Annotated in this window: 13 protein-coding genes and 1 pseudogene; 10 read left to right on the top strand and 4 right to left on the bottom strand. The window is 69.4% G+C overall.

The features are described 5' to 3' along the window. Positions 1-115: 115 nt before the first annotated feature. The 8 genes and pseudogenes from xth to glgX all read left to right on the top strand — a co-directional run bounded on the left by xth (position 116) and on the right by glgX (position 13,201). Positions 116-913 (top strand): exodeoxyribonuclease III, encoded by a 798-nt coding sequence (gene xth, locus BAY15_RS10795; RefSeq protein ID WP_068852306.1) that lies wholly within the window; start codon positions 116-118, stop codon positions 911-913. Positions 914-1,239: 326 nt separating this feature from the next. Continuing rightward, complete coding sequence (glgA, locus tag BAY15_RS10790) at positions 1,240-2,808, top strand: glycogen synthase GlgA (RefSeq protein ID WP_083214154.1); 1,569 nt, start codon at positions 1,240-1,242, stop codon at positions 2,806-2,808. A 41-nt stretch (positions 2,809-2,849) separates the two neighbouring features. Next, positions 2,850-4,757, top strand: a pseudogene (gene glgB / locus BAY15_RS10785) (1,4-alpha-glucan branching protein GlgB); the annotation flags it as partial. Next, positions 4,754-6,493, top strand: coding sequence for a malto-oligosyltrehalose trehalohydrolase (gene treZ, locus BAY15_RS10780; RefSeq protein WP_068852303.1), 1,740 nt, complete (start codon positions 4,754-4,756; stop codon positions 6,491-6,493). The pseudogene glgB and the gene treZ, both read left to right, overlap by 4 nt. After that, positions 6,490-8,403, top strand: a complete 1,914-nt coding sequence (locus BAY15_RS10775; RefSeq protein WP_068852300.1) for a 4-alpha-glucanotransferase — start codon at positions 6,490-6,492, stop codon at positions 8,401-8,403. The genes treZ and BAY15_RS10775 overlap by 4 nt, the downstream gene beginning before the upstream one ends. Next, positions 8,400-10,904, top strand: coding sequence for a malto-oligosyltrehalose synthase (gene treY / locus BAY15_RS10770; protein WP_068852298.1), 2,505 nt, complete (start codon positions 8,400-8,402; stop codon positions 10,902-10,904). The genes BAY15_RS10775 and treY overlap by 4 nt, the downstream gene beginning before the upstream one ends. Before the next feature lie 9 nt (positions 10,905-10,913). Further along, the gene (locus BAY15_RS18900; RefSeq protein WP_083214152.1) at positions 10,914-11,078 is read left to right on the top strand and encodes a DUF2934 domain-containing protein; all 165 of its coding nucleotides are present in this window, start codon (positions 10,914-10,916) and stop codon (positions 11,076-11,078) included. Further along, complete coding sequence (gene glgX, locus BAY15_RS10765) at positions 11,075-13,201, top strand: glycogen debranching protein GlgX (protein ID WP_068852296.1); 2,127 nt, start codon at positions 11,075-11,077, stop codon at positions 13,199-13,201. The genes BAY15_RS18900 and glgX overlap by 4 nt, the downstream gene beginning before the upstream one ends. Positions 13,202-13,219: 18 nt before the next feature. Here the strand turns inward: glgX and BAY15_RS10760 are convergent, their stop codons facing one another. Both BAY15_RS10760 and BAY15_RS10755 read right to left on the bottom strand, forming a co-directional pair. Beyond that, complete coding sequence (locus BAY15_RS10760) at positions 13,220-14,443, bottom strand: patatin-like phospholipase family protein (protein WP_068852292.1); 1,224 nt, start codon at positions 14,441-14,443, stop codon at positions 13,220-13,222. A gap of 55 nt (positions 14,444-14,498) precedes the next feature. Beyond that, entirely contained in the window at positions 14,499-15,419 is a 921-nt protein-coding gene (locus BAY15_RS10755; protein WP_068852289.1) for a LysR family transcriptional regulator, read from the bottom strand. 126 nt (positions 15,420-15,545) lie between these two features. Here BAY15_RS10755 and BAY15_RS10750 point away from each other — a divergent pair, with 126 nt between their 5' ends. Continuing rightward, positions 15,546-16,676, top strand: a complete 1,131-nt coding sequence (locus BAY15_RS10750; protein ID WP_068852286.1) for an alkene reductase — start codon at positions 15,546-15,548, stop codon at positions 16,674-16,676. Here BAY15_RS10750 and pip read toward each other — a convergent pair. Then, positions 16,652-17,614 carry a prolyl aminopeptidase gene (pip, locus tag BAY15_RS10745; protein ID WP_068852283.1) on the bottom strand — a complete coding sequence of 321 codons (963 nt, stop codon included), beginning with the start codon at positions 17,612-17,614 and terminating at the stop codon, positions 16,652-16,654. The two genes, BAY15_RS10750 and pip, sit on opposite strands and share 25 nt — an antisense overlap. Positions 17,615-17,663: 49 nt before the next feature. After that, complete coding sequence (locus tag BAY15_RS10740; protein WP_068852279.1) at positions 17,664-18,110, bottom strand: hypothetical protein; 447 nt, start codon at positions 18,108-18,110, stop codon at positions 17,664-17,666. A gap of 130 nt (positions 18,111-18,240) precedes the next feature. Here BAY15_RS10740 and BAY15_RS10735 point away from each other — a divergent pair, with 130 nt between their 5' ends. Further along, a complete protein-coding gene (locus tag BAY15_RS10735; protein WP_068852276.1) occupies positions 18,241-22,995 on the top strand; it encodes an ATP-dependent helicase in 4,755 nt (1,584 codons plus the stop codon).

The raw sequence follows: 22,995 nt of genomic DNA, 5'->3' as shown, positions 1-22,995 counted from the left end.
TTGCGCGGAGTGAAGCAGGCAGACGCGTGGGTGCGATGGCCCCGTGAGCGGGCTCTTGACGCGCACGCAGCGCAGCGACGGGAATACTGCTGCTTCCCTCCTGCTGGAGCACGGTATGGCCCGTCGCAGGCGTCTCCGGATTGCCACCTTCAACGTCAACGGGATCAAGACGCGGCTTCCGCACCTGTTGGCGTGGCTGGAGAAAGAGAAACCCGACATCGTGGCGCTGCAGGAGCTCAAGGCCAGCCAGGATGCGTTTCCTGAAACCGAGATCCGCGACGCAGGCTACGGCTGCCTGTGGCAGGGGCAGCGTGCGTGGAACGGCGTGGCGCTGCTCGCGCGTGGGCAGGACCCGATCGAAAGCCGGCGTGGGCTTCCAGGCGATCGCACCGATGACCAGAGCCGCTATCTGGAGGCGGCGGCGCACGGCGTGCTGGTGGGAGGGCTGTACCTGCCCAATGGCAACCCGCAGCCCGGCCCGAAGTTCGAGTACAAGCTGAAATGGATGCAGCGGCTGCACAAGCACGCGCTGGGACTGGTCGGCCTGCCGCATCCGGTCGCGCTGATCGGCGATTTCAACGTGGTCCCGACCGACGCGGACATCTACGATCCGAAGTCGTGGCGGCGGGATGCGCTGTTGCAGCCGGAAGTCCGGGAGTCTTATGCCGAGCTGCTTGCACAGGGCTGGACCGACAGTCTCCGCCACGTCTACGGCGAGCAGACGATCTACACGTTCTGGGATTATTTCCGCCAGCACTACGAACGCGACCGCGGGCTTCGCATCGACCACCTGCTGCTCAACCCGGTTCTTGCCGAGGGACTGAAGGACGCCGGTGTGGACCGCTGGGTTCGTGGTCTGGAGAAAGCAAGTGACCACGCGCCGACCTGGATCGAGGCGCTCGCTCCGCAATGACTGCAACGCAGGCGTGACAGTACGCGGCCGAGAATGAAGGATTCAGGCGGGCGGCTGCAGGCGCGAAGGTCATGATGCGAACGCATCTGCTCATGCCGTTCAAGCATCGACAACCTGCGACAAGCGCTGCATTGCAGGCACTTTGCGCCTGCGAAGCGTGGCGGGGTCACGATGTTGTCGCATCAAGTTCACGCGGTGTTTATTCCGCACACAGGTAGATTTCAACCAAGGTTCGCGCGCGACGTTTCCGGCGCCGCAGAAACCCCCGCCCTTGGCGCAATGCCGATGGCACCCCCACCGCGGTACCACCTTCGAGATTTCCCCCCATGTCGCATCTGCGTCAGATCGCTGTTCCCGTGGCTTTGCCCGTTCCCGCTGGCGAGGAAGGCGGCGCACGCGTTCGTCGCACGCCCCGGCTGCGCGCCGTCGAGACCACCCCGCCGCCGCTCGGTCGTGTCGATCCGGCTCGGCGCGTCCTGTTCGTCACCTCCGAGATGGCGGACTACGTCAAGGCCGGCGGGCTGGGCGACGTTGCCGCGGCCCTGCCGCGTGCGCTGCGCACCCGATCGGATGTGCGGGTGCTGATTCCGGGCTACGACGAAGTCATCGCCGGGGCGCCGGACCTGCGGTTGGTGGGCCGCGTGCCGGCACGGGCCGGAATTCCCGCCTGCGACATCGGGGAGACGTTTGCGGGTGGCGTGCCGGTGCTGGTGCTGGTGTGCCCCGGGCTGTTCCAGCGGGGTGGCAGTCCATACGTGGATGGCAGCGGGCAGGACTGGAGCGACAACGCGGTGCGCTTTGCCGCGCTGTCGCGCGCCGCGGCGGTGATCGCCTGCGGCAATGCCGGCATGGAATGGCAGCCGGAACTGCTGCACCTGAATGATTGGCCGTGCGCACTGGCCGCCGCCTATCTGCGCTGGTACGGCTCGGACGTGCCCGCGCTGCTGACCGTCCACAACCTGGCCTACCAGGGGTTGTTCCCGCTTCAAGACGCCGCAGTGCTGGGCGTTTCGCCCGAGCAGGCCGAGAGCATCACCTTCCATGGCCGGCTGTCGTTCCTGCAGGCGGGCATCGTGCATGCCGACCATGTGAACACAGTCAGCGTGAGCTACGCGCGCCAGATCACCGGCCCCGAACAGGGCTGCGGGCTGGACGCGCTGCTGTCCGGCCACGCGGCGAGCGGTCGCTTGAGCGGCATCGTCAACGGCATCGACAGCAGCTGGGACCCGCGCACCGACCTGCACCTGAGCGAACACTTCGACCTGCACCGCTGGGAAGGCCGGGTCGCCAACAAGCGGCGCGTGCAGCGTGCGCTGGGGCTGCCGCACAGCGACGGGCCGCTGTTCGCGGTGGTCTCGCGCCTGGTCCACCAGAAGGGCCTGGACCTGAGCTGCGCGGTGGCGCACCAGATCGCCGCCGCCGGGGGCCAGTTGGCCATCATCGGCGGCGGTGAACCGCGCATCGAAGCGGAAGTGGCCGCGCTGTCGCGGCGGTTCCCCTCCAGCGTGGGCGTGTACCCCGGGTTCGACGAAGGCCTCGCCCGCAAGATGTTCGCCGGTGCCGATTTCCTGCTCATGCCCTCCCGCTTCGAGCCGTGCGGGCTGAGCCAGATGTATGCGCAGCGGTTCGGCTGCCTGCCGATCGCGCACGCCACCGGCGGCTTGATCGACACGGTGGAGGACGGCGTGACCGGCCTGCTGTTCAACTCGGCCGACGCCGACTCGCTGCGCCGCTGCGTGCAGCGTGCGTTCCGCACCTACCGCATCCCCGGGCTGCTGTCGGCCATGCGCCGCGCGGCCATGCTGCGGCCGAGCAGCTGGGACCTGGCCGGTACGGAGTACCTGAGGCTGTATGAGCGTGTACTGGATGCGCGCGTGCCGGAGCTGCAGGCATGAGCGAGCACGCCTTCGTTGCGCGCGACGCCAGCCTCGCATCCGATCCGACCGAATCACCCGGCACTACGGACGACACCGCGCTCACCCCGGTGCAGCTCGACGCACTGCGCAGCGGGGACCCGGACGCCGCCCGTCGGCTGCTGGGCGCGGTGGCCACCGGAAACGGCGGTGTACGCTTCGCCGTGTGGGCCCCCAATGCCAGCCGGGTGGCGGTGGTAGGCGATTTCAACGGCTGGGACGCGGAGCGGCACCCGCTGCGCCTGCATCCCGAAGCGGGGGTCTGGGAAGGCTTCGTGCCGCGCGTGGAGGCCGGTGCCCGGTACAAGTTCGCGGTCACGGCAGGTGACGGAAGCTCGGTGGCGTTCAAGGCCGACCCGATGGCGCGTGCCTGCGAATTGCCGCCCGACACCGCGTCACGCGTTGCCGGTCCTGCGAGGCACGCCTGGCAGGATGACGCGTGGATGGCCGCCCGCGGCGTGGCCGAGGGCCGGGCCATTTCAGTGTACGAAGTGCACGCGGGTTCCTGGCGCCGCGATGCGGACGGCCAGCCGCTCGGCTGGTCGGCATTGGGCGATGCGCTGATCCCGTACGTGAAGGCCCTGGGTTTCACCCACATCGAGTTGCTGCCGGTCAGCGAGCATCCCTTCGGCGGGTCCTGGGGCTACCAGCCGCTGGGCCTGTTCGCGCCGACCGCGCGCCACGGCGGCCCGGAAGACTTCGCGGCGTTCGTTGACCGCTGCCACGTGGCCGGGCTGGGCGTGATCGTCGACTGGGTGGGAGCGCACTTCCCGAGCGATGCACACGGCATGCAGCGCTTCGACGGCACCGCGCTGTACGAGCACGAAGACCCGCGGCTCGGATTGCATCCGGACTGGAACACGCTGATCTACAACTACGGGCGCACCGAAGTGGCCGCGTTCCTGATCGGCAGCGCGTTGGAGTGGATCGAACGCTTCCACATCGACGGCCTGCGCGTGGATGCAGTGGCCTCGATGCTGTACCGCGACTACAGCCGCGCCGAAGGCGAATGGCTGCCGAACGTCAACGGCGGTCGCGAAAACCTGGAGGCGGTCGCCTTCCTGCGCCAGTTCAATGAGGCGATCCGGACGCGCTTCCCGGAGGTGCTGGTCATGGCCGAGGAATCCACCGCGTGGCCGGGCGTCACCGCACCGGCCACCGCGAACGGCCTGGGGTTCACCCACAAATGGAACATGGGCTGGATGCACGACACCCTCGCGTACCTGCGCCGCGATCCGATCCACCGGGGCCACCACCACGGCGAAATGACCTTCAGCGCCATCTACGCTTTCAGCGAGCGCTTCATCCTGCCGCTGTCGCACGACGAAGTGGTGCACGGCAAAGGCTCGCTGCTGGCGAAGATGCCGGGTGAGCGTGCGCAGCAGTTCGCCAACCTGCGGGCCTGTTATGGGTTCATGTGGGCACACCCGGGCAGCAAACTGCTGTTCATGGGCGGCGAGTTCGCCCAGCCGGCGGAATGGAACCACGACGCTGCCCTGGACTGGGGCAGCGCGGCGCAGCACGAACATGCCGGCATCGCCCGACTGGTCGGCGACCTCAACCGCTTGCTGCAGCAGGAACCGAGCCTGCGCCTGGCCAACGATGACGATGCCGGATTCGAGTGGAGCGTCAGCGATGACCACCAGAACAGCGTGCTTGCGTTCGTGCGCCATCCGCCGCGCGGCGAAGGCCGGGCGACGCTGGTGGTCTGCAACTTCACCCCGGTGGCGCGGCATGGCTACCTGCTGGGGGTGCCGTCCGCAGGTGACTGGGTGGAGATCCTCAACACCGACAGCGCGTTCTATGGCGGCAGCAACCTGGGCAATGAGGGTCGCGTGGCGACCATTGCGCAGTCGATGCACGGCCACGCGCAGTCGCTGCCGTTGACCCTGCCGCCGCTGTCGGTGCTTTACCTGCAGGCCAGGGAATGAGTGCAGCGCAGGTGCGGTGGGGAGCCTGGCAGGATACGGACGGCAGTTGGCGTTTCGCACTGTGGGCACCGGCGGCCACGTCGGTGGATCTGCTGCTGGAAGACCAGGTGCTGCCCATGCAGGGCAGCGACGACGGCTGGTTCGCGCTGACGGCGCCGGGTGCGCCCGGCATGCGCTACCGCTACCGCATCGATGGCGGCGACGCGGTGCCCGACCCGGCCTCGCGTCAGCAGCCTGACGGCCTGTTCGGACCCAGCGCGCTGGTGGCCGACGACTTCGACTGGCAGCATCCGGACCGGTCCGGCCGGCCGTGGCACGAGGCGGTGATCTACGAGGTGCACGTAGGCGCCGCCGGCGGGTCGTTCAACGCCGTGCGCGAACAGCTGCCGAAACTGGCCGACCTCGGATTCACCGCGATCGAGCTGATGCCGGTAGCCACCTTTCCGGGTGGGCGCAACTGGGGCTATGACGGTGTGCTGCAGTATGCGCCTGCGCCCGCCTACGGCACGCCTGACGAGCTCAAGGCACTGGTCGATGCCGCCCATGGACTGGGGATGATGGTGCTGCTGGACGTGGTGTACAACCATTTCGGGCCGGACGGCAATCCGCTGCCGGCCCTGGCGCCGGCGTTCTTCCGCAGCGACCTGTGCACCCCGTGGGGCAACGCGGTCGATTTCCGCCGTCCCGAGGTGCAGTGCTACTTCATCGACAACGCGGTGATGTGGATGCGCGACTACCGGTTCGATGGCGTCCGCCTCGACGCGGTGCACGCCATCCACCCGCTGGCGTTCCTGAACCTGCTGCGTGACCGGGTGCGCGCGGCGCTGCCCGGCCGCGAGGTGCTGCTGGTGCTGGAGAACGAGAACAACCAGTCGGCGTTGCTGGCCAGCGGGTTCACCGCGCAGTGGAATGACGACTTCCATAACGCGTTGCACGTGCTGCTGACCGGGGAGCATGAAGGCTACTACGGCGACTATGCCGACGATCCCTCCGGCCGCCTGCGCCGGGTGCTGGCCGAAGGCTTTGCCTGGCAGGGCGAGACCACCCGCCGTGGGCGTGCGCGGGGCGAACCCAGCGCGGGCATTCCGCCGCAGCAGTTCGTGGTGTTCTGCCAGAACCACGACCAGACCGGCAATCGTGCGCAGGGCGAGCGCCTGCTGCAGCTGGTGGGGCCGCGCCGGACCGCGTTGGCGATGGCATTGACCGCCTTGACGCCGATGATTCCGATGTTCTTCATGGGCGAGCCTTGGGGCGCGCGCTCACCGTTCCTGTATTTCACCGACCACCGCACGCCGCTGGACGAGCAGGTGCGCGAGGGCCGCCGCGCCGAATTCGCGCACTTCAGCAGCTTCAAGGATGAGCACCGACGTGCGCTGATTCCGGATCCGAATGCGCCGACCACGCTGGCCCTGTCCCGTGCCCCGTGGCCGACGGAAGACGATCCCGACGCCGCGGCTTGGCTGACCTGGTTCCGGGACCTGCTCGCGGTGCGTGCGGCCTGGCTCGGCCCCGCCGCCAGCGCGCAGTCGCTGGGTGCTGATGTGCTGGCGCCGGGCGTGCTGCGCGCTGGCTGGCAGCTGCCCGGAGCGCAGTGGTGGATCGCGTTCAATGCCAGCGATGCCACCGTGCCGGTGACGTTGCCGGCCGGGCGCGAAGTATTCCGGCTCGGCCCACCGGCCCATGAGGACGGACTGGCGCCCGACAGCCTGTACGCGGTGGTGGTGGCTGCAGCATGAGCACGCAACCGGGATTGGGCGCATTGGCGGAGGCGGTCGGCCTCGCCGTTGACTGGGTGGATATCGCCGGGCGTCCGCAACGCGTGGATGACGCGGTACTTGGCGCGATCCTCGACGCCCTGGAGATTCCCAACGCCACGCCCGCGCAGCGTCGCGAGTCGCTGTCCGCGTTGGGGTCGCGCCGCCAGGTCCCGCTGCTGCGCACTGCCGTGGTCGGGATGCCGGTGGATGCCGGCGCCGCAGATGCGCCCTGCGTGTGGGAAGACGAGGACGGCACCCGGGAGGACGGCCACACCAACGCGGCGGGGCAGGCGACGGCGCCGGCACGTCCGGGCTACTGGACCCTGGCCTGTGGCGCACACACGCAGCGTGTTGCGGTGGCGCCGCTGCGGTGCTTCGGGGTCCACGATGCGGTGAGCCGTGCGCATCCGTGGGGCCTGGTCCTGCAACCGTATGCGGCCCGTGGCCCACACGATGGCGGCACCGGCGATACCGCTGCCTGCGCGGCGTGGGCGCGGCAGGCGGGCGCGGCCGGCGCGGATGCGCTGGCACTCGGGCCGGTGCACGCCGGCGGCGGCATGGACGCAGACTACAGTCCCTATTTCCCGGGCGACCGGCGCTTCCTGGAGGCGGTGTACGCCGCACCGGTGGAGCAGCTCGGTGATGCGGCGCTGCAGGTGCTGGAGCGCGACCCCGCGTTGCGCGAGCAGCTCGCCGCACTGCGCGCCGCACCCCTGATCGATTGGCCGGCGGCGGCGATGGCCAAATGGGCATGGCTGGGTGCGGTGCGCGGTGCGGTGAAAGATGACGCAGATGCGACCCGCGACCTGCAGCGTTTCGTCAGCGACGGTGGCCCGGCGCTGGCGCGGCATGTGGCGTTCATGCATCCGCGCCTGGGACTGTCGTCGTCGCTGTACCTGTTCGGACAATGGATGGTGAGCCGCGGCTGGCAGCGTGCACAGGCGCAGGCGCGCGCGAGCGGCATGGGGCTGGGCCTGATCGCCGACCTCGCGGTGGGCTTCGATCCCGCCGGCGCTGAAGCCGACGCCGCCGGCAGCGCACTGCTGCGCGGGCTGGTGCTCGGTGCGCCGCCTGATAGATTCTGCGCCGCGGGCCAGGTCTGGGGCGTAACCAGCTATTCGCCGCACGGGCTGGCCGAACAGGGCTTCGCACCGTTCATCGCGCTGCTGCGTGCGGTAATGCGCGACCGTGGCGGGATCCGGATCGACCACATCCTCGGCTGGCAGCGGTTGTGGGTGGTGCCCGATGGCGCCGGGGCAGGACAGGGCGCCTACCTGCGGTATCCGCTGCAGGACCTGCTCAACATCGCCGCGATCGAGTCGTGGCGCAGCCGCTGCATCGTGATCGGCGAGGATCTCGGCGTGGTGCCTCCGGGCATCCGCCAGACACTGGCCGCACGCGGCGTGCTGGGCATGGATGTGCTGCCGTTCGCACGCGATGAAAACGGCGGGTTCCTGTCGCCCGGGGCATGGCGCGCGGATGCCGTGGCGATGACCGGCACCCACGACCTGCCGACCCTGGTCGGCTGGCGGCGGGGGCTGGATCTTGGCTGGCGTCACCGGCTCGGCGAGCTGGACGAGGAGGGACTGCGGCAACAGGCCGCCGAGCGCAGCGCCGATATCGCGCGCCTCGATGAAGCCATGAAAGGGCGTGCCCTGGATGAGATATCCGGCCGCCGCGCGGCACTGGAATACGTCGGCGCCAGTCCATCGGCGCTGGCGCTGCTGCCGGTGGAAGACGCGCTGGGCATGGCCGGGCAGGTCAACCTGCCGGGGACGGTAGGGGTCCACCCGAACTGGCGCCAGCGCCTGCCCACGGACGGGGTCGAGCACACTTTGGAGGACGCCATGCAACGTTTCGCTACCGCCCGCGCGCAGGTGGGCCCATGAGCCGGGTGCGCGCCACCGCGCGTCTGCAGCTGCATGCAGGATTCACCCTGGACGATGCCGCGCGCCAGGTGGAGTACTACGCCGCGCTGGGGATCAGCCACCTGTACCTGTCGCCGATCTGGCGCGCCGTGCCCGGGTCGACCCACGGCTACGACGTGGTGGACCCGACCGAAGTGAACCCCGAGCTGGGAGGCGAACGTGCCCTGCGCGCGCTTGCCGACCGGGCGCGGGCGAGTGGCATGGGGCTGGTGCTGGACATCGTGCCCAACCACATGGCCGCGCACGCAGACAACCGCTGGTGGTGGGACGTGCTGCAGCATGGCCGCGCCAGCCCGTATGCCCACTGGTTCGACATCAACTGGAAGGCGCCGCTGGCAGGGGGCGCGCTGCAGCTGCCGATCCTGGATCGACCGCTGGACGCGGCCATCGAGGACGGCGTGCTGCGCGTAGAGCAGGAGGCTGGCGTTGCGGTGCTGCGTCACCACGACGCGCGGTTGCCGCTGGCGCCCGGCACGGTGCCCGATGCCGCCCCTGACGCGCTGCCCGGCGTGATCGAGGCCCAGGCCTACCGCCCGATCTGGTGGCGGCTGGGCGACGACCGCTTGAACTACCGGCGCTTCTTCACCATTTCCAGCCTGGTCGCCCTGCAGGTGCACCACGACGCGGTGTTTGACACCGTGCACCGCCTGCCGCTGGCGTTCCTGGCCGAAGGGCTGGTGGACGGCCTGCGCGTGGACCACGTGGACGGCATTGCCGACCCGCAGGCCTACCTGCAGCGACTGCGCACCGCGATGGACAGCGCCTGCGCCACGCACCGCGTTGCGCCCCTGCTGTGGGTGGAAAAGATCCTGGCGCCGGACGAGGAACTGCCGGCGTCGTGGGCCTGCGACGGGACCACCGGCTACGATTTCATGGACCAGGTCTCGGCCTGGCTGCACGACGCGTCGGGCGAGGCATCGCTGGCCCGGCAGTGGCAGCAGGCCACGGGGCGCACCACGTCGTTCGGCGAGGAAGAACGGCGGGCGCGCGATGAAATGCTGGCGCGTGGCCTGCGCAGCGAGTTCGACACACTGCTGCGACACCTGCTGCGCATGGAGCGCGCCGCGTTGCCGGCCAGCGCCCGGTTCGGGCGTGCGCTGCTGTCGCGTGCGTTGACCGCGCTGCTGGTGCGGTTCCCGGTTTATCGGACGTATGCCACGCCAACCTGTTTCGACGAACACGACCAGCGTCGCTGGGACGCGGTGCTGGACAGCGTGGAGCGCGAGGAACCGGCAGATACAGCGCTGGCGGCGGGTTGGATAGCCGCGTGCTTCCGCGACGACGGCGATGATGCGCGCGCACGCGCCACGCTGCGGCGGCGCTTCCAGCAGCTCAGCGCGCCGCTCAACGCCAAGGCGGTGGAGGACCGCGCGTTCTACCGCTACGGCGTGCTGCTCTCGCGCAACGAGGTGGGCAGCCGTCCCGACCATTTCGCCCTGTCCACGCGCGCCCTGCATACGCGCACGCTGATGCGCGCCCACCACCACCCGCAGGCCATGCTGGCCACGGCCACCCACGACCACAAGCGCGGGGAAGACAGCCGTGCGCGGTTGGCGGTGCTGTCCGAGCAGCCGCAGTGGTGGGGCAGGCTGGTGCGGACATTGGATCGTCGCGCTGCACGCGTCGGGATGGCCCTGCCGCCGCCGGCGGTGCGCCACATGCTATGGCAGACCCTGCTCGGCGCGTGGCCGATGCAGGGCCTGCACGATCCGCGCAGCTTCGCGGAAAGGGTCGTGCAGTGGCAGCTGAAGGCGTTGCGGGAGGCCGATCTGTTTTCCTCCTGGACAGACCCGGATACCGCCTTCGAGTCCCGCACGCAGGCCTTCATCGAACAGCTGCTGCTGCACCCGGCCACGGCCTCGCTGCGCGGCACCCTCCAGCAGGCGGCCGAGCATGTCGGTGCCGCCGGCGCCCGCAATGGGCTGGCCCAGCTGGCGCTGCGGCTGACCCTGCCGGGCGTGCCCGACCTGTACCAAGGCACCGAGGGCTGGGACCTGTCGCTGGTGGATCCGGACAATCGCCGCGAGGTGGACTACGCGCGCCGTCGCGCTTGGCTCGACGATGCACGCCGCTGGCCGCAGCTGCTGGCGCACTGGCAGGACGGCGCGGTCAAGGCGCGCCTGCTGCGGCACGTGCTGGCCCTGCGACGCGAACAGCCGGCGCTGTTTGCCGAAGGCACCTACCAACCCCTGCATCCGGACCGCGAGGTGGCGATGCTGGCCTTCCAGCGCGAACACGCCGGCCAGCGGCTGCTGGTGGCGGTGGCGCGCCACACCGCGGCGCAGCCTGCTCGGCAGGGCGCCGCGCTGTCCGCTTCGCATTGGGGCGGGGCAACCCTGACGGTCCCGCCCGGACATTACCGCAACCTCCTGACCGGCGCCGCGCTGGTCAGTGATGGCACTCCCCTGCGCCTGCGGCAGCTGTTCGACGGCAGCCCGGTCGCGATTCATTCAACCTGCTGAGATACGACGATGGACGAGCAACAGAAAGCCGAACGCACCCGGGAACTGGCCCGGCAGATCTGGGAGGCGGAAGGCCGCCCGGAAGGACAGTCGGCACGTCATTGGCAGATGGCCGAGCGGCTCGTGGCCGCCGAGATCGAAGCGCTCCTGCACGACCAGGAGGTACCGCGATGAGTACCGGCAACGGCGGAGGGCATACCCGGGTCAGGGCAGGGCGACCGTACCCGCTGGGCGCCACCTGGGATGGGCTGGGCGTCAACTTCTCGCTGTACAGCCGGCACGCCACGCAGGTGGAGCTGTGCCTGTTCAACGAACGCGGGCGCGAGGTGGAGCGGATCCGCCTGCCCGAATACACCGACGAGATCTGGCACGGTTACCTGCCGGACGCGCGGCCCGGCCAACGCTACGGTTACCGCGTGCACGGCCCGTACGCGCCGGAGGCCGGCCATCGCTTCAACCCCAACAAGCTGGTGATGGACCCGTACGCCAAGCAGCTGGTCGGGCAGATCAAATGGGCGCCGCACCTGTTCGGCTACACCCTGGGCCATAAGGACAAGGACCTCAGCTTCGACCGGCGCGACAGCGCGGCCTACGTGCCGCGCTGCGTGGTGGTCGATCCGGCGTTCACCTGGGGCGCCGACCGCAGCCCGGCCACGCCGTGGGACCGGACGGTCATCTATGAGGCGCACCTGCGCGGGTTGTCGATGCAGCACCCGGCCGTGCCCGAGGCCATGCGCGGCACCTTCTCGGCGCTGCGTTCCGACGCGCTGTCCGACCACCTGCGCCAGCTGGGCGTGACCGCACTGGAACTGCTGCCGGTGCATGCGCACGTGGACGACCAGTACCTGGTCGAGCGCGGACTGAAGAACTACTGGGGCTACAACACGCTGGGCTTCTTCGCGCCAGATCCGTCCTTCCTTTCCACCAGCACCATCGCCGAGTTCAAGCAGATGGTGGCCAGCCTGCATGACGCCGGGCTGGAGTTGATCCTGGACGTGGTCTACAACCACACCGCCGAGGGCAACGAACTGGGTCCGACGCTGTCGTTCAAGGGCATCGACAACGCAAGCTACTACCGCCTCGCCGACGATCGCCGTTATTACATCAACGACACCGGCACCGGCAACACGTTCGACCTGACCAACGCGGGCGCACTGCGCATGGTGATGGACTCGCTGCGCTACTGGGTGCAGGACATGCACGTGGACGGCTTCCGCTTCGACCTGGCCACCATCCTCGGGCGCGAACGCGCCGGCTTCGATCCGTCCGGCAGCTTCCTCGATGCGGTGCGCCAGGACCCGGTGCTGAGCCAGGTGAAGCTGATCGCCGAACCTTGGGACATCGGGCCCGGCGGGTACCAGCTTGGCAATTTCGCACCGGGTTGGGCCGAGTGGAACGACCGCTTCCGTGACAACCTGCGCGCGTTCTGGAAGGGCGACGAAGGCCAGCTCTCCGAGTTCGCCACGCGCCTGATGGGCTCGGCGGACCTGTTCGACCACAACGGGCGCCGGCCGTCGGCGTCGGTCAATTTCGTGACCGCGCACGACGGCTTCACCCTGCACGACCTGGTGAGCTACAACGACAAGCACAACCTGGAAAACGGCGAGGAAGGCCGCGACGGGACCGACCACAACATTTCCTGGAACCACGGCGCGGAGGGAGCGACCGACGACCCCGGCATCCTGGCGCTGCGTCGCCGGCAGATGCGCAACCTGCTGGCCAGCCTGCTGCTCGCGCAGGGCACGCCGATGCTGCTGGCCGGGGACGAGTTCGGCCGCACCCAGAATGGCAACAACAACGCGTATTGCCAGGACAACCCGATCAACTGGATCGACTGGGAGCGCGCGGCGAGCGAAGAAGGCCAGCAGCAGTCGCTGTTCGTACGCCGCCTGCTGGCGCTGCGCCGACGCTACCCGCAGCTGCGTCGCAGCCGCTTCCTCGACGCCCGCGACGGTCACGGTACCGACGCCGCGCACTGGATCCGGCCGGACGGCCAGCCGATGCAGGAAGGCGACTGGCACGCACCGCAGCAGCGGGCCTTGATGCTGCAGCTGCCGGCGATGCCCGCCGATGGCGACGGCAACGGCAACGGTGTGGAGGGCATCCAGCTGTTGCTGCTGGTCAATGCCGCTGCGGAGCCGCAGGCCTTCGTGCCGCCGCCGCTGGACAACACGCCCTGGCGGCTGTTGATCACCTCCGTCGACGACGCGCCGGTGCAGGCCGACGAGCACGGGCACTGGCACCTGCCGGGCCGCGCCATCGCGTTGCTGGCCAGCCGGGGCAGCAGTACGCACTGACCGCGTTGCCTCCCGCGTTCAGGGCTCGTCGGCGGGGAACATTCCGGGCGGGCGCGACAGCCACACCGGGCCTTCGCGGGCCCGGTCGTAGCCGACCTGATAGAGCACGGTCATGCGCGCCGGATCAAAGCTGGCGGCGTCGGCCAGCGCAAGCCGCGAATCGATGGTGACCCAGGCAAAACGCGCACCGTCGCGCCGGGCGTAGGCGTACTCGCGGAACAGGTCGCCGATCATCCCGGCGCGGCCGGCAACGTCGATGGAACGGAAGGCTATGCCGCGCAGCGAACGCTCCGCCGGGTCCGATGCCGCGGCCAGCTGGCCGTTGTGGATCATGAACGTATCGTAGGTGGCCGGCGCGCGTGACAGCCGGTTGTAAATCCGCTGCGGATCGATGATGCCCGCATGCAGGAAGATGTTGGCGGCGACAAAGCCGTCCACATGCATTTCGTCGTAGCGCTTGCCCAGTACGTCGACCTCGATCAGTACCGGCGGAAAGGCGATCGGGATCGAGGCCGACGCCAGCATCACCCGTCGGAACAGCGCCAGCGCCTCGGGCGATCCGCGCGTGGCGATCAGGCCCATGTTCCAGACCACGAACTGCCGCGAATCCAGGTCTGCCGTGCCCATGTAGAGACGACGCCCGGCGCGGTGTTCGGCGGCGATCCTGGCCAGCAGCGGCGCGTCGATGGCGCGTGCGATCAGTGCCTCCAGCGGCGCCGTGTTCGCCAGTGCATCGCGGCGAAGCAGCGCCATCAGCGGGTTGCCGGCCGCGAACACGTCGCCGTCGGAGGTGGTGGTATAGAAGCGTCGCAGCGCCTGGTCGTAGTCCGGGCCGAGAAACGCGTAGGGCGCCATCAACGCACCGGTGGATACGCCGGTGACGATCTTGAAGGTGGGGCGGGTGCCGGTGGCGGTCCAACCGTTGAGGAAGCCCGCGCCGAAGGCACCATTCGCGCCTCCGCCGGACAGGGCCAGATGTGGATAGTGGATGCGCCCGTCGGCGGCCACTGGAAACTGATCCGCGCGCTCATCGCGGATGGACTGCTCGAAGTCGAGCTCCGTGTCGCGGTTCGGCCGGCCGGCCCAGGCACGCACGTCCGGCATGCCGGGTACCACCGCCCAGGCGATCTGGTCGGCGGGCACCGGGGTGCGAGGCAGGGTGGCGCAGCCGCCGAGCAGCAGGCACACCGCCAGGACAGCGGCCAGAAGCGGGAGGCGGCGGAAGGCATGGATCGCATCCATGCGCCCAGCGTGGCATCGACCCGGACCCGGTTCCACAGTAATTCCCGCAGCGTCTCTACAGATCCCAGGCGGGTGGGGTGCCGAAGCCTTCCAGCAGGAAAGCGGTCACCTCGCGCACCTTGCGCGAGCGCAGCTTGTTCTCCGGTGACAGCAGCTGGATGTAGGAGGTCTCGGTCGCAACCGAGCCTTCCCACGCCCCGAGCAGCGGCACCAGTTGCTGCTTCGCAAAGCTTTCGCGGTGGTACAGCCAGCTGGGAAACAGCACCACGCCGTGCCCTTCGAGCGCGGCGGCGAGCAGCACTTCGGCGTTGTTGCTGCACAACGGCCCGCTGACATTGATGCCTTCGAATGCCTGCGACGCTTCCTCTCGGAAGTACCAGCGCTGGGTGCCGAACTGGCCCTTGTAGAGCAGGCAACGCTGGTCCAGCAAGTCGGCGGGTACCTGCGGCGTGCCGTGCGCGGCCAGGTAGTCCGGACTGGCGGCCACGATCTGCTGCTGGGCAGCGACGGTCCTGCCGATCAATCCCGAGTCCACCTGCGGCCCGATCCGCACCGTGATATCCACGCCTTCCTGCACCGGGTCGATGTACGCATCGGTGAGCTGCAGTTCCACATCCAGTGCCGGGTGCGCGGCCTGCAGCGCGTTGAGCAGTCGGGCCACGTGCAGCCGCCCGAAGGCTTCCGGCGCGTTGATCCGCAGCCGGCCACTCAACCCTCCGTCATCGCGCCCCAGGTCGTCCACGGCCGCATCCAGCAGTTCGATCGCCTCCCGCACCTGCTGGTGGAAGCGCTCGCCGTCCTCGGTGAGCCGCACCGCGCGGGTGCTGCGGTAGAACAGCTGGCGGCCCAGGTCTTTTTCCAGCGCGGCGATGAAGCGCGACACCGAGGAGGCCGGTACCCGGAAATGCCGGGCGGTGGCCAGGAAGCTGCTGGTACTGGCCACCATCAGGAAGTAGCGCAGGGCCTTGAGCTGCATGGGTTTGCTCCATAAATGCAATTTGAGCAATTGTGATTTGCCCATTGGCTGGATTGTAGCTGTATCGGCATCTGCCTAGCATGCACACCTGCCCGCACTGGCGGGCCCCTCCCCAGGAACACCGCAATGACGTCCTTGTTCACCCCGTTCGATCTCGCCGGCACGCCGCTCCGCAACCGCGTGGTGATGGCGCCGCTGACCCGCGCCCGCGCGCCCAACGACATCGCCGACGAGCGCATTGCGCTCTATTACGCCCAGCGCGCCACCGCCGGCCTGATCGTGAGCGAAGGCACCCCCATCTCGCAGGAAGGGCAGGGTTACCTGTTCAATCCGGGCATCTTCCGCCCGGAGCAGATCGAGGGCTGGCGCCTGGTCACCAACTCGGTACATGCCGTGGGCGGCCGCATCGTGGCCCAGCTCTGGCACGTGGGCCGGGTTTCGCACCCGACCATCCAGGCCGACGGCCGCCTGCCGGTGAGCGCCAGCTCCAAGCAGCCGATGGGCGCGCAGGCGTTCGGCTACGATGAGACCGGTACGCCGACCCTGGTAGCACCGCCGGCGCCGCGCCAGCTGGCCACCGACGAGATCGCACGCATCGTGGGTGAGTTCGCGCAGGCGGCGGCCAATGCCATCGACGCCGGCTTCGACGGCGTGGAAATCCACGGCGCGAACGGCTACCTGTTCGAGCAGTTCATGAACCCGCTGGTCAACGACCGTACCGATCAGTACGCGGCAGACACCATGGAAAACCGCCTGCGCTTCACCCTGGAGGTGATCGATGCGGTGGTGGCCCGCATCGGTGCGGCGCGCACCGGCATCCGCCTGTCGCCCTACGGGCAGCTGTTCGACATGCCGTTGCACGACGCCATCGACGAAACCTACGGCGTGCTGAGCAAGGCCATCGGCGAGCGTGGGCTGGCCTTCGTCCACCTGATGGACCAGTCCGGGTTCAAGGTGGGCGATGTGGTGGTCGACCCCGGCGCCGAAGGTGGCTTCCAGGGCCTGCTGCGCACCCTCAAGGGCAACCTGCCCAACACCGCGTTGATCCTCGCCGGTGGGCTGGACCGTGCACGCGCCGAGCAGTTGATCGACGCCGGGCTGATCGACCTGGCCGCCTTCGGCACGCCGTTCATCGCCAACCCGGACCTGGTGGCACGCCTGCAGAACGGCTGGCCGCTCAACACGCCGGACCGCACCACGTTCTACGGCGGTGGCGCGAAGGGCTACACCGATTACCCGGCGTACGCCGCGGCCTGATCGGCGAACGCATCGGTGGCGCGCACCAGCGCGTCCACCGTGGCCGGCTCGGTCGCGCTGTGGCCGGAGAGCACCATCTCCAGCTTCGCTTCCGGCCATGCCTGGGACAGGTCCCAGGCACTGCGCGGCGGGCAGATGATGTCGTAGCGCCCCTGCACGATCACCCCGGGCAGGTGGCGGATGCGATCGATGTCGCGCAGCAGCTGGCCGTGTTCGAGAAAGGCGTTGTGGCGGAAGTAGTGCGCCTCGATCCGCGCCTTGGCCAGGGTCTCCAGCGGGTCGGCGTCGGACACGGCATCGACCTCGTGCACCAGCGTGGCGGCGAAGTCTTCCCAGCCCAGCCAGGCCTGCGCGGCCGCGATGCGGGTGGCGCTGTCGTCGCTGTTCATGCGCTGCCAATAGGCTTCAATCATGTTGCCGTGCGCTTCCTCCGGCAGATGGGCGGCATAGCGCGCCCAGCGCTCGGGAAACACCCAGCGCGCACCGCCATCGGCTTCATTGAACCAGCGGTTCTCTTCGGCACGGCCCAGGTAGACGCCGCGTACGATCACACCGGTGGCACGGTCGGAGTGCGCCTGCGCATACGCCAGTGCCAGCGTGGAACCCCACGAGCCACCGAACACCAGCCAGCGTTCGATGCCCAGCCAGGCACGCACGGTTTCGATATCGGCCACCAGGTGCGCGGTGGTGTTGTCGCGCAGTTCGCCGAACGGCGTGGAGCGGCCGCTGCCGCGCTGGTCGATCAGCACGATCCGGTAACGCGCCGGATCGAAGAAGCGCCGGTGCGTCGGCGATACGCCTGCACCGGGGCCGCCATGCAGGAACACCACCGGGATGCCGCCTGGGGTTCCGCATTCCTCCACATACAGCGTATGCAGGTCATCGACCGGGAGGTGGTGCTCCCGGAACGGGGTGGTCGGCGGATAGAGCGTGCGCATGGCGAAAAACCTTGGGACGGGTGCCCGCCAAGGATAGCCCAGGCGTCAGTCAGTCGCGGTCCACGTCGACATCGACATCCCGTGCGGTATCGCGCAGCAGTTCGACGGTAAAGCGCGGTGAGCCGCGCTGCGCCGTGATGACGACATCCTCACCGTCCACGACGACGGCCGCATAGCGTTCGCCAAGCCGGTTCGCCAGTGCATCGCGGGCGGCACGCGCGATCTCGCTGTCCGACTCGCCCTTTCGGATCGGAACATCGACGTGCATCGGCGACTCTTCCTGCACCCACAAGCGGAAGCTGATGATGCCGTCTGAATCGGCTGCGTCGTGGAAATCCAGCCGCCAGCGCTCGGCCGGCTCCGGCCGCGGTGCCTGGTTGGCGTTCGGCATGAGGAGCGGAGCAAACTGCGCATACGCAGGCGCATCCGGGGCAGGCAGCGCGCACAGGATGACCAACACCACCGCCAGGGTGTTTCTGATCGCCTGCGGATTCATGCTGGACGCTCCGCTGTTGGCCGAGGGGCCAACCCAGTGTGAGCCTTGCATGAAAAACCGTCGGCCGCATCGGAAAATCTGCGCGGCCGTGATCGGTATTTCTACGCAGCGGCAGGTAAGGTGGGCAGCCATGACGCCTTCGCCCGCTGCCGCCCTGACGTTGTTCGAACCCGCCACCAGCGCCTGGTTCGCCTCGGCGTTTCCCACGCCCACCCCGGTACAGACCGCGGCGTGGCGCGCCATCGGTGCGGGCGAGCACACGCTGGTGATCGCGCCGACCGGATCGGGCAAGACCCTGGCGGCGTTCCTGCACGCCATCGACCAGCTATACCGGGCACGGCAGCAGGAGGCCGCGCGCGCCGGCGCGTCGAAGGCCGCGCAGCGCCGCACCCGTGTGCTCTACCTGTCGCCGATCAAAGCGCTTGGCGCCGATGTACAGCGCAACCTGCAGGTGCCGTTGCAGGGCGTGGACGCCGAGCGGGAACGGCGGGGCGATCCCGCGGTCGCGCTGACGGTCGGCATCCGCACCGGCGACACTCCCGTGGCTGAACGTGCGCGACTGCTGCGGAGGCCGCCGGACATCCTGATCACCACGCCCGAATCGCTGTTCCTGATGCTGACTTCGAAGGCGCGCGAGACCCTGCGCGAGGTCGATACCGTGATCGTGGATGAAATCCATGCGGTGGCCGGCAGCAAACGCGGCACCCATCTGGCGCTCAGCCTGGAGCGGCTGGACGCATTGCTGCAGGTGCCCGCGCAGCGCATCGGCCTGTCGGCCACGGTGCGCCCGGTGGAGCAGGTGGCGGGGTTCCTGGGCGGCGACCGGCCGGTCACCGTGGTCGACCCGGCCAGCCCGCGCAAGCTGGACGTCAGCATCGTGGTGCCGGTGGAGGACATGGCGGACCTGCCACCCCACGCAGGGCCGGGCGCGGAAAGGGAGCAGAGCGGACGGGTGGGCTCGATCTGGCCGCACGTGGAAGCAAGCATCCTCGACCAGGTGCTGGCGCGGCGCTCCACCATCGTGTTCGCCAACTCACGCGGGGTGGCCGAGAAGCTGACCGCGCGGCTCAATGAACTGCATGCCGAACGCACCGCACGCGCGGCCGGCCAGCCGCCTGTCGCGCCCGTACCCGAGCAGTACGGCTCGTTCACCGGCAGCACGGTGTCGCGGGTGGTGGCCAGCCCCGAGCTGATCGCGCGCTCCCACCACGGCTCGGTGTCCAAGGAACAGCGGCGCGACATCGAGCAGTCGCTCAAGGACGGTTCGCTGCGCTGCGTGGTGGCGACCTCCAGCCTGGAGCTGGGCATCGACATGGGGCTGGTGGACCTGGTCATCCAGGTCGCTGCGCCGCCGTCGGTGGCCAGTGCGCTGCAGCGGATCGGCCGGGCCAGCCACCAGGTCGGCGGCACCTCCACCGGGCTGGTCTACCCGCGCACGCGACGTGACCTGATCGACGCCACCGTGGCGATCGAGCGGGTGCTGGAAGGGCGCATCGAAGCGGTGGATCCGCCGCGCAACCCGCTGGACGTGCTGGCCCAGCAGACCGTGGCGGCGGCCTCGATGGAGCCGCTGGATGTCGACGCCTGGTATGCGCGCGTGCGTCGCGCGGCGCCGTACCGCAGCCTGCCGCGCAGTGCGTTCGATGCCACCCTGGACATGCTGGCCGGGCGCTACCCGTCCGACGACTTCGCCGGCTTCCGCCCGCGCCTGGTGTGGAACCGGCAGAGCGGTGAACTGAGCGCACGGCCGGGGGCCAAGCAGCTGGCGGTGACCAGCGCCGGGACCATTCCCGACCGTGGCATGTACAGCGTGATGCTGCCCGAAGGCGAAGAACGTGCCGGCTCGCGCCGGGTCGGCGAGCTGGACGAGGAAATGGTCCACGAATCACGGGTCAATGACGTGATCACGCTGGGCGCCACTTCCTGGCGGATCGAGCGGATCACGCATGACCAGGTCGTGGTCACGCCCGCGCCCGGGCGCTCGGCACGGCTGCCGTTCTGGCGGGGCGAAGGCGTGGGCCGCCCGGCGGAACTGGGTGAGGCGGTGGGCGCGTTCCTGGCCGCGCTGGATGCCGAAGCGGGCAACGACACGCTTGCGCCGGCGTTGCTCACGCGCTTGCAGGGTGCGGGTCTGCAGCCCAATGCTATCGCGAACATCATTGGCCTGCTGGATGAGCAGCGCGCGGCAACCGGCGTGCTGCCGACCGACCACCGGCTGGTGGTGGAACGCTGCCGTGACGAATCCGGCGATTGGCGGGTGATGCTGCATTCGCCCTATGGACGGCGCATCCACGATCCCTGGGCGCTGGCACTGGCAGGGCGCATCCAGGAACGCTGGGGCGTGGACCCTGCGGTGGTGGCCAGCGATGACGGCATCATCGTGCGCATTCCCGATTCGTCAGGGCGGCTGCCCGGCGCCGAGCTGTTCCTGTTCGAGCCCGAACGGCTGCGCCGTGAGGTGACGCTGGCCGTGGGCGGTTCAGCGCTGTTTGCCGCACGGTTCCGCGAGTGCGCGGCGCGGGCCCTGTTGCTGCCGCGAAGCAAGCCGGGAAAGCGCTCACCGCTGTGGCAGCAGCGCCTGCGCGCCGCCGAGCTGCTCGCCATCGCGCAGCGCTATCCGGAGTTCCCGATCCTGATCGAGGCGGCGCGCGAGTGCCTGCAGGATGTCTACGACCTGGATGCGCTGGACACGCTGATGCAGCGTCTGGCGGATGGGCGCATCGAGATCGCCGAGGTCACCACCGAGGTGCCGTCTCCGTTTGCCGCCAACCTGCTGTTCGGCTACGTGGCCGAGTTCATGTATGGCACCGATGTGCCGCTGGCCGAGCGCCGCGCGTCGGTGCTGTCGCTGGATGCCGGGCTGCTGGGTGACCTGCTCGGCCAGGTGGATCTGGGTGAACTGCTTGATCCCGCCGTTGTGGAACAGGTGGGGCTGGAGTTGCAGCGGTTGGCACCGGGGCGGCAGGCGAACGGCAGGGAGGGGCTTGCCGACCTGCTGCGCGAGCTGGGCCCGTTGAGCGCAACGGACATCGCAGCGCGCCTCATCGACGCAGACAGCGTCGGCACGCATCTGCGTTCGCTCCAGGGCGAGCAGCGCATCGTTTCCGTCCAGGTGGCCGGGCGGCCGGTCTGGGCCGCCGTGGAGGACGCCGCCCGCTTGCGGGATGCGCTCGCCGTTGAACTACCAGGCGGCATACCCGCCGTGTTCCTGCAGCCTTCCAGCGACCCGTTGGGCGAGCTGCTTGGACGCTACGCGCGAACCCATGCGGCATTCACCACGGGCGATGCAGCCCGCCACTGGGGGCTGGGCGTGGCCGTGGTGGATGCGGCGCTGGAGCATCTGGCCGGACAGGGCAAGGTGCTCAGTGGTCATTTCGGCGCGGGGAACGCGCGCGACGACGGCGCCGATGCTGCAACGGTTCCGTTGGCGCGCCGCGAATGGGTAGGCGAAGCGGTGTTCCAGCGCCTGCGCCTGCGCTCCCTGCAGGCCGCGCGTGAAGCGACCCGTCCGGCCAGCCGTGAAGCGTATGCAGCGCTGCTGCTGGAGCGGCATGGGCTGGTGGCCGACGCGACGGTGGCATCGCGCTCCAGCGCGGTACCCGCGCACGGCGCACTGGAAGGTGGCGATGGCGTCCTGCGCGTGATCGAGCTGCTGGCCGGCGTTCCGATGCCGGTGTCGGCGTGGGAGCACCAGATCCTGTCGGCGCGGGTAGCCGACTACACCCCGACGATGCTGGACGAACTGCTGGCGACCGGCACGGTGGCGTGGGTGGGTCATGGCCGCCTGGGCGAGGATGACGGTCTGGTGTCGCTTCACGTGCAGGAGGGCATGGGCGAAACGCTGCCTGTCGTGCAGGCGATCGAACCTTCGCCCCTGCAGGCCGCGCTGTTGACGGTAATGTCCGATGGCGGTGCGTTCTTTGCACGACAACTGGCCACTGCGGTGCAGGCGCGCCTGGCTGCTGCCGGCGTGGACGACGTCGTAGTCGATGCCGAGACGCTGCACACCGCGCTGTGGGAACTGGCATGGGCCGGTCGGGTGACCACCGATCTGTGGACGCCGCTGCGGAACCTGTCGGCCACGCGACCCGCTCGCCCGCGGGCGACGACCACTGCGCGACAGAACCGCTACGCCCGGGGCAGGGCGATGATGGATCCGCTCGGCGCTGCGGGCGGCCTGCAGCCGATGGCGACCACGTTGGCCACGCCTACCCTCGCGGGTCGATGGTCGCTGCTGCAGCGGCCGTTGGTCAGCGACACGGTGCGTGCGGTCGCGCTGGCGAACGGGCTGCTGGAGCGCCACGGTATCGTGACGCGCGGCGCGGCCATTGCCGAAGGCATCGCCGGGGGTTTCCCCGCGCTGGTGCAGGTCTATCGCGGCATGGAGGATGCCGGCCGGGTGCTGCGCGGGCGGTTCGTGGAGGGGATGGGCGGCGCACAGTTCGCCGAACGTGGCATGGTCGATGCCCTGCGTGAGGTAGCCGAGGCGCAGCAGCCCGGGCGGGTCGGGTTCAGCGTGGGACTGTCCGCGGCGGACCCTGCCAATCCGTTTGGTCCGGTGCTGCCATGGCCGGCGCACCGCGTGTCACAGCGGCCGGTACGACGGCCCGGTGCACTGGTGGTGATCGGCGGCGGTCGCCTGCGCATGTACCTGGCCCAGGGCGGGCGGCAACTGCTGACGTGGTTCGAGCCGGGCGCGCCTGGCGAAGACGCGGCGCTGACTGCGGCCGCCCAGGCGCTGGTCATCGCACTGCGACGCGGGCGGCGGATGACGTTCACCCTGGAATTGATCGACGATGCGCCCATCCAACGCGATGCGGTGACCGAGGCACTGCGTGCGGCGGGTTTCTCCAGCGCGCCACGCGGGCTCGACTGGCAACCCTGA

The organism is Stenotrophomonas rhizophila, assembly GCF_001704155.1.
GTDB classification, from domain to species: Bacteria; Pseudomonadota; Gammaproteobacteria; order Xanthomonadales; family Xanthomonadaceae; genus Stenotrophomonas; species Stenotrophomonas rhizophila_A.
This window is presented reverse-complemented; position numbering and strand designations above follow the sequence as displayed.